Source organism: Conyzicola sp., from assembly GCF_046714715.1.
Lineage (GTDB): Bacteria > Actinomycetota > Actinomycetes > Actinomycetales > Microbacteriaceae > Conyzicola.
Window position 1 is genome coordinate 1 of the sequence record NZ_JBKKAD010000117.1, and the last position, 7,245, is coordinate 7,245.

At 66.2% G+C, this 7,245-nt stretch carries 7 protein-coding genes; all 7 read right to left on the minus strand.

Features of this window, described 5'->3' with window-relative positions; genetic code table 11:
* Nucleotides 1-29 precede the first annotated feature (29 nt).
* Complete coding sequence (locus ACLQ6X_RS09075) at nucleotides 30-479, minus strand: hypothetical protein (RefSeq protein WP_411699846.1); 450 nt, start codon at nucleotides 477-479, stop codon at nucleotides 30-32.
* Nucleotides 476-958, minus strand: a complete 483-nt coding sequence (locus tag ACLQ6X_RS09080; protein WP_411699847.1) for a hypothetical protein — start codon at nucleotides 956-958, stop codon at nucleotides 476-478. Before ACLQ6X_RS09080 ends, ACLQ6X_RS09075 begins: the two co-directional genes overlap by 4 nt.
* A 93-nt stretch (nucleotides 959-1,051) precedes the next feature.
* A complete protein-coding gene (gene typA / locus ACLQ6X_RS09085; RefSeq protein WP_411699848.1) occupies nucleotides 1,052-2,968 on the minus strand; it encodes a translational GTPase TypA in 1,917 nt (638 codons plus the stop codon).
* Between the two features lie 222 nt (nucleotides 2,969-3,190).
* Nucleotides 3,191-3,391 carry a hypothetical protein gene (locus tag ACLQ6X_RS09090; RefSeq protein ID WP_411699849.1) on the minus strand — a complete coding sequence of 67 codons (201 nt, stop codon included), beginning with the start codon at nucleotides 3,389-3,391 and terminating at the stop codon, nucleotides 3,191-3,193.
* Nucleotides 3,391-5,157, minus strand: a complete 1,767-nt coding sequence (locus ACLQ6X_RS09095; RefSeq protein ID WP_411699850.1) for a dipeptide ABC transporter ATP-binding protein — start codon at nucleotides 5,155-5,157, stop codon at nucleotides 3,391-3,393. Before ACLQ6X_RS09095 ends, ACLQ6X_RS09090 begins: the two co-directional genes overlap by 1 nt.
* A complete protein-coding gene (locus ACLQ6X_RS09100; protein ID WP_411699851.1) occupies nucleotides 5,154-6,131 on the minus strand; it encodes an ABC transporter permease in 978 nt (325 codons plus the stop codon). The genes ACLQ6X_RS09095 and ACLQ6X_RS09100 overlap by 4 nt, the downstream gene beginning before the upstream one ends.
* The gene (locus tag ACLQ6X_RS09105; protein ID WP_411699852.1) at nucleotides 6,121-7,050 is read right to left on the minus strand and encodes an ABC transporter permease; all 930 of its coding nucleotides are present in this window, start codon (nucleotides 7,048-7,050) and stop codon (nucleotides 6,121-6,123) included. Before ACLQ6X_RS09105 ends, ACLQ6X_RS09100 begins: the two co-directional genes overlap by 11 nt.
* Nucleotides 7,051-7,245: the final 195 nt, after the last annotated feature.

Genomic DNA, 7,245 nt, shown 5'->3' on the forward strand with positions numbered 1-7,245 from the left:
GAGCGTGAAGACGCGCGATGCGATCGGGGTCACCCGGCCGTCTGCGCCACGGTGTAGTTCGCGGTCCACCCGGAGTCGGTCTTGCCGAGCAGCACGTTCACGACGAGGTCGTCCTTCGTGTAGGTGAGGGTTCCGCCGCTGTCGCTGACCTCGCCCGTGCCGGCCGACGTGAACCCCGCGCCTTCGAGTTGCGCCGCGATCGAGTCGGGGGCGGCCGGATCGGAGACGTTCATCAGCACGTTCCACACGGCTTCGCCGTCGCCTCCGGTGATCTTCGACCCGTTGACGACGTCGTCGTCGGCGAGCGGAACCTCCGACGGGAAGTCAGCGGGCACCGTGTTGCCGCCGAGGTCGACGTCTCCGCCGGTCTGCTGCTCGATGATCCCTTCAACCACCGAACATCCGGTCAGCGTCGGAAGACCGACCAGCAACACGGCGCCGAGCGCGACGACCGCGGCCCGCGGCATCCGCGCGCTCACTGCTGCCTCTGAACCTGGTAGTGCACGTACCATCTGCCCTCGTCGTCCTCGTCGGACGCCACGATGACGACGAGGTACTCCTCGTTCTCCCAGGCGAACACGCTCTCGTTGCTGAAGCCCGCATCCTCGAGAAGCTGCGCCGCCGAAGCCGCCGTCGCCTCGTCGGCGGTGTAGATCGTCACCGTCCAGGCAGCGCCGTTCGAGATCGACATGCTCGGCCCGACCTCACCCGGGACGAGCGGGATGTCGTCGACCGGGAAGTCGGCCGGAAGCGAATCCGACTCGAAGTCGACATCGCTGTCGGTACCGCCTTCGACGATGCCTTCGACGAATTCCTCGTCGACTTCATCCGAGCCGCCGTCGTTGCCGCCATTGTCGCCACTCGGCAACCCCGGGATGCCGAAACATCCGCTGAGGGTCATCGCGAGCGGGATGACCCCGATCGCGAGCAACCAGGGACGAACTCTCTTCTTCAGCATGGGATGCTCCTCGCCTCGATACCCGGGATCGTAGCGCGACCCGGCATCACAACGACGTATCGGATGTCGTGAGAGGTTGACACCTCTGCTGGACTACGCCTGCTTCTTCGATCGCGACAGGCTGCGTGCGCGAGCGGTGGCATCCAGTTCGACCTTGCGGATGCGCACGACCTCGGCAGTCACCTCGACGCACTCGTCTTCGCGGGCGAACTCGAGGCACTCTTCGAGCGTCAGCTTGCGCGAGGGCGTCATGCGCTCGAACGAGTCGGACGTCGACTGGCGCATGTTGGTGAGCTGCTTTTCCTTCGTGATGTTCACGTCCATGTCGTCGGCGCGCGAGTTCTCACCGACGACCATGCCCTCGTAGACCTCCTGCGTGGGCTCCACGAAGAACGACATACGCTCCTGCAGGGCGACCATCGCGAACGGGGTGGCGACACCGGAGCGGTCGGCGACGATCGAGCCGTTGGTACGGGTCTCGATCGATCCGGCCCAGGGCTCGTAGCCGTGCGAGACGGCGTTGGCGATACCGGCACCGCGGGTGACGGTGAGGAACTCGGTGCGGAAACCGATGAGGCCACGCGACGGAACGATGAACTCCATGCGGACCCAGCCGGTGCCGTGGTTGCTCATGCCCTCCATGCGACCCTTGCGGGCGGCAAGGAGCTGCGTGATAGCGCCGAGGTACTCTTCGGGCGCGTCGGTGGTGAGGTGCTCGAACGGCTCGTGCAGCTTGCCGTCGACGCGCTTCGTCACTACCTGCGGCTTGCCGACGGTGAGCTCGAAGCCCTCACGACGCATCTGCTCGACGAGGATGGCGAGCGCGAGCTCTCCGCGGCCCTGGACCTCCCAGGCGTCGGGGCGTCCGACGTCGACGAGCTTGAGCGAGACGTTACCGACGAGCTCGCGGTCGAGACGGTCCTTGACCATGCGGGCGGTGAGCTTGTGGCCCTTGACCTTGCCGATCATCGGCGACGTGTTGGTACCGATCGTCATCGAGATGGCGGGGTCGTCGACCGTGATGGTCGGCAGCGGGCGAACGTCTTCGGGGTCGGCGAGGGTCTCACCGATGAAGATGTCGTCGAAGCCGGCGACGGCGACGATGTCGCCGGGGCCCGCGGAGTCGGTGGGGTAACGGTCGAGCGCCTTGGTGATGAGCAGCTCGGTGACCTTCACGTTGGCGACGGAGCCGTCGTGCTTGACCCAGGCGACGGTCTGACCCTTTTTGATCGTGCCCTGGAAGACGCGCAGCAGAGCGAGGCGACCGAGGAACGGGCTGGCGTCGAGGTTGGTGACCCAGGCCTGGAGGGGGTGCTCGTCGTCGAAGGTCGGAGCGGGGATGTGCTTGAGGATCGCGTCGAACAGCGGCTCGAGGTCTTCGTTGTCGGGCAGCGTGCCGTTCTCGGGCTTGTTCCAGCTCGCGGCGCCGTTGCGGCCGGACGCGTAGACGACGGGAACGTCGAGGATCGCGTCGAGGTCGAGGTCGGGGTGCTCGTCGGACATGTCCGAGGCGAGGCCGAGAAGCAGGTCCTGGCTCTCGGCGACGACCTCTTCGATGCGGGCGTCGGGACGGTCGGTCTTGTTGACCAGGAGGATGACGGGGAGCTTGGCCTCGAGGGCCTTGCGCAGCACGAAACGGGTCTGGGGAAGGGGTCCCTCTGACGCGTCGACGAGGAGGACGACACCGTCGACCATGGACAGGCCGCGCTCGACCTCGCCGCCGAAGTCGGCGTGGCCGGGGGTGTCGATCACGTTGATCGTGATGTTGCCGCCGGCGTGGTTCTCTTCGGCGTGCTTGCCGTTGTAGAGCACCGCGGTGTTCTTCGCGAGGATCGTGATGCCCTTTTCGCGCTCGAGCTCGTTGGAGTCCATGGCGCGGTCTTCGAGGTGCGCGTGGGCGTCGAACGAGTTCGTCTGGCGGAGCATGGCGTCGACCAGTGTGGTCTTGCCGTGGTCAACGTGGGCGACGATTGCGACGTTGCGCAGGTCGGTACGGGTGGCGATTGCCATAGGTATTTTCCTTGACTGCTTTTTAGCGGTGACGGGCGCGCGCGTTGCGCTTTCGCGGCATGGGCACGACCACGCACAAACGCGGAGGTGGTTTGTGGGGATCTCAGGATCACGTCGATGGTGCCCTGCACAAACCAGTGTAACGGCTAAACCCTCACTGTTCGCTGTAGACCTTCACTGTTCGCTGCAGGCACAGGGCGTCTGCCGTCTGAACAGACGGGTTCAGTCGGTCGACTGGTCGCGCTCGGCGACCTTGCGGTCGATCCTCGCCAGTCTGCGCTCGTCGCGCGAGTGTGCGGGGAGGCGGCGCGGTGCGTGCACGGGAAGCACCGACGGGGGCGACGCGAGGGTCACACGGATGTCGGGCGGCAGGGGAAGGGAGACGGGCTCGCGCTCGTCTCCCTTCCCCGGCTGCCGGAACATCAGACTCCGAGCGCCAGGCCGGCGCCGGGGATGGCGGCCAGCAGGTCGCGCGTGTACTGCTGACGCGGGTTCTCGAAGACCTCGTCGACGGTCGCGGCCTCGACGATCTTGCCGTTCTGCATGACGCAGACGGTGTCGGCGATCACGCGCACGACCGCGAGGTCGTGGGTGATGAACAGGTAGGTGAGTCCGAGCTCCGCCTGCAGGTCGGCCAGGAGCTTGAGCACCTGCGCCTGCACCAACACGTCGAGCGCGGAAACTGCCTCGTCGAGCACCACGATCTCGGGCTTGAGAGCGAGGGCGCGGGCGATGGCGACACGCTGGCGTTGCCCGCCGGAGAGCTCGTTCGGGTAGCGCGTCGCGAGCGCCTGCGGCAGCGCGACCTGGTCGAGCAGCTCGAGGACGCGGGCACGGCGCTCGGCACCGGTGCCGACCTTGTGAACGACCAGCGGTTCGGCGATAGTCGCGCCGATGTTGCGCAGTGGGTCGAGCGAACCGTACGGGTCTTGGAAGACCGGCTGCGTCTTACGCCGGAAGGCGAGCACGTCTTTGCCCCGCAGCGCCGCGATGTCGGTTCCGTCGACGCGGATCGCTCCGCTCGTCGGCTCCTCGAGCTTCAGCAGTAGCTTGGCCACGGTCGACTTGCCCGAACCGGACTCGCCGACGAGAGCCATCGTTGTGCCGCGCGGAATCGAGAACGAGACGTCGTCGACGGCCTTGAACTCTTTCGCAGCCAGCTTCTGTCCGCGGATCTTGAACACCTTGGTCAGGTTCTCCACCACGATCACGGGCTCGACGTCGGTCGATGCCGCGTGGGCCTCGGCGCGCGCCTCCACGGCTTCGAGCAGGTCGGTGCCCGCCGCAGCAGCGGGGGCCACGTAGTCGAGGTCGGCGAGCGAGCGGCTCGACGAGCGGATGCGACGCGAGGCCAGGCTGGGAGCCGCGGCCACGAGACGCTGCGTGTAGGGGTGGAGGGGGTTCTCGAGCAGCTCGCGCGAGGGTCCGGATTCCACGATCTTGCCCTTGTACATCACGACGAGCTGCTCGGCGCGCTCGGCCGCGAGGCCGAGGTCGTGCGTGATGAACAGCACGGCGGTGCCGGCGTCGCGGGTGAGGGTCGCGAGGTGGTCCAGGATGACGCGCTGCACCGTTACGTCGAGAGCGGAGGTCGGTTCATCCGCGATCAGCAGCTTCGGGTTCGCGGCCAGTCCCATTCCGATGAGCACGCGCTGGCGCATTCCACCCGAGAACTGGTGGGGGAACTGGCGCAGTCGACGCTCGGCGTCGCCCAGCCCGGCCTCCTTCAGCACCTCGATCGCGCGGCGCTTGACGTCTTTCTTGGTGCTGGCGATGCCGTTAGCGCGGATCGCTTCCTCGACCTGGAAGCCGATGCTCCACACCGGGTTGAGGTTCGACATCGGGTCTTGCGGCACAAAACCGATGAGGTTACCGCGCACCTCTTCGAGCTGCTTCTCGTTGAGCTTGGTGATGTCGCGGCCTTCGACGAGCACCTCGCCGCCGGTGATGAGCCCCGAGCCGGGCAGCAGGTTGATGATGGCGTGCGCCGTCGTCGACTTGCCGGAGCCCGACTCGCCGACGATGGCGACCGTCTGTCCGGGCATGATGGTGAGGTCGATGCCGTTGACGGCCGGTACGATCCCGCGCTGGTTGCGGAACCCGACGTGCAGGTTCTTGATCTCCAGCAGCGGAGTCTGGCCCGACGGCGTGGTCGGGGTGGCCGGAGTGGTGGGAGTGGTCAGGCTCATCGCAGTGCCCTCGCCTTCGGGTCGAGTGCGTCTCGCACGAGTTCGCTCAGCATGATGAAGGCGAAGACCGTGAGCGACAGGGCGAGGGACGGGTAGATGAGGGTCTGCGGTGCGGAGCGGAGATCGCCCTGCGCCTGGTTGATGTCGTTACCCCACGACATCACCGACCCGCCGAGACCGACACCGAGGAACGACAAGGTCGCTTCCGCGACGATGGCGCCGGCGAGGGAGATGGCGGTGATCACGATCACCGGCGCGATCGAGTTCGGCAGCACGTGCTTGAGCAGGATCTTGAAGCGCGAGACACCGAGGGCCGTGGAGGCCTGCACGTAGTCGGCGCTCTTGACCCTCAGAATCTCGGACCTGAGCACGCGCGCCGTGGATGGCCACGCGAACAACCCGATGGCGAGCGAGATCGTCCAGATGCTGCGGTACTGCGAGAGCACCGACATGATGACGACGGCCGCGAGGATGTAGGGAATCGAGAAGAAGATGTCGCCGATGCGCGAGAGCACGGAGTCGACCCATCCGCCGTAGAAGCCCGCGAAGGCGCCGAAGACGAGGCCGAGAATCGTCGTGAGGAAGATCACGAGGAGGCCGACGGACAGCGACGTCGAGGTTCCGTTGATGATGCGCGAGTAGATATCGCAGCCCTGCTTCGTGAAGCCGAGCGGGTGGCCGGCGACCGGCGCGCCGTTGCTGTTCGCGAGGAAGCACTCGTCGTTGGGAGGCGTCTGCGTGAACAGGAACGGGAACAGCGCCACGAAGACGACGAGCAGGATCAACACGGCGGAGATCCAGAAGAACGGGCGTCCGCGCAGGTCGCGCCAGGCGTCGATCCAGAGGTTGCTCTTCTTCTCGGCGATCTTGACGGCGTCGACCCCGACGAGCGGGGTCTCGTCGAGCGGGGCGACGAAGTGGCCGGCGGAGCGCACGGGGGCGGCCGACGGTTCGGGGGGAAGATTATTTGACAAGACGAATCCTTGGGTCGAGCAGGCCGTAGAGGAGGTCAACGACGAGGTTCACGGCGAGGTAGAGCAGGGTCATGACGGTGACGAACGAGACGACCGTCGGGCCCTGGCCCTGCTTGATGGCGCTGAACAGCGCGTTACCGACACCGGGCACGTTGAAGATGCCCTCGGTGACGGTCGCGCCGACGAGGAGCACGCCGAAGTCGGTGGCGAGGAACGTCACGACGGGAATCAGCGAGTTGCGCAGGATGTGCACCGGCACGATGCGGCGCTTCGAGAGGCCCTTGCTGTAGGCGGTGCGCACGAAGTCGAGACCGGCGGTCTCGATCACCGAGGCGCGCGTGAGCCGCACGATCTGCGCGAAGCTCACGCTCGCGAGCACGATCGCCGGCAGGATCAGGTCCTGCATCGGCGCTCCCGCCCCGACGGTGGCCCGCGCCCAACCGAGTTGCACTCCGAAGATGTACTGCGCGACGAAGGCGATCACGAAGATCGGCAGCGAGATCAGGATGAGGCTGACGACGAGGGCGCTCGAGTCGAACAGCTTGCCCTTGCGCAGACCCGAGACGAGGCCGACCAGAATTCCGGCGACCGCCTGGAAGATCAGCGCGAGGATCGCCAGCCGAAGGGTGACGGGGAAGGTACGGGCGAGGATCGTGCTGACCGATTCGCCGTTGAACGCGGTGCCGAGGTCGCCGCGGAAGATCCCGCCGATGTACAGGAAGTACTGCACGATGAACGGCTGGTCGAGGTTGTACTGGGCCCGGATCTGCGCGACTACCGCGGGGTTCGGCGTCTTGTCGCCGAAGAGCGCGATGATCGGGTCGCCCGGCATGGCGAAGACCATGAAGTAGATAAGGAACGTGGTGCCGAAGAAGACCGGGATTGCCTGGAGGATTCTTCTGAGAATGTATCCGGACATCAGGCGACGGGGCCGGCCGAAAGTATTGGGAAGTACATGAAGATGGTGAGACCTATCTGCGAGCGTGCCACGAGCTAATTACCCAGAATACCTCGGGTGGCGGGCCAGCCATGCGTCGGGGGGGGGGGGGGGCAGGGCGGCGCCCCCCCCCCCGGGTGTGTGGGGGTTTTTTTTTTTGTGGTGTTATTTTTTTGT

Coding starts and splice junctions, on each gene's coding strand:
- ACLQ6X_RS09080 (WP_411699847.1), bottom strand. CDS start 958: ATGCTGAAGAAGAGAGTTCGTCCCTGGTTGCTCGCGATCGGGGTCATC.
- typA (WP_411699848.1), bottom strand. CDS start 2,968: ATGGCAATCGCCACCCGTACCGACCTGCGCAACGTCGCAATCGTCGCC.
- ACLQ6X_RS09090 (WP_411699849.1), bottom strand. CDS start 3,391: ATGTTCCGGCAGCCGGGGAAGGGAGACGAGCGCGAGCCCGTCTCCCTT.
- ACLQ6X_RS09095 (WP_411699850.1), bottom strand. CDS start 5,157: ATGAGCCTGACCACTCCCACCACTCCGGCCACCCCGACCACGCCGTCG.
- ACLQ6X_RS09105 (WP_411699852.1), bottom strand. CDS start 7,050: ATGTCCGGATACATTCTCAGAAGAATCCTCCAGGCAATCCCGGTCTTC.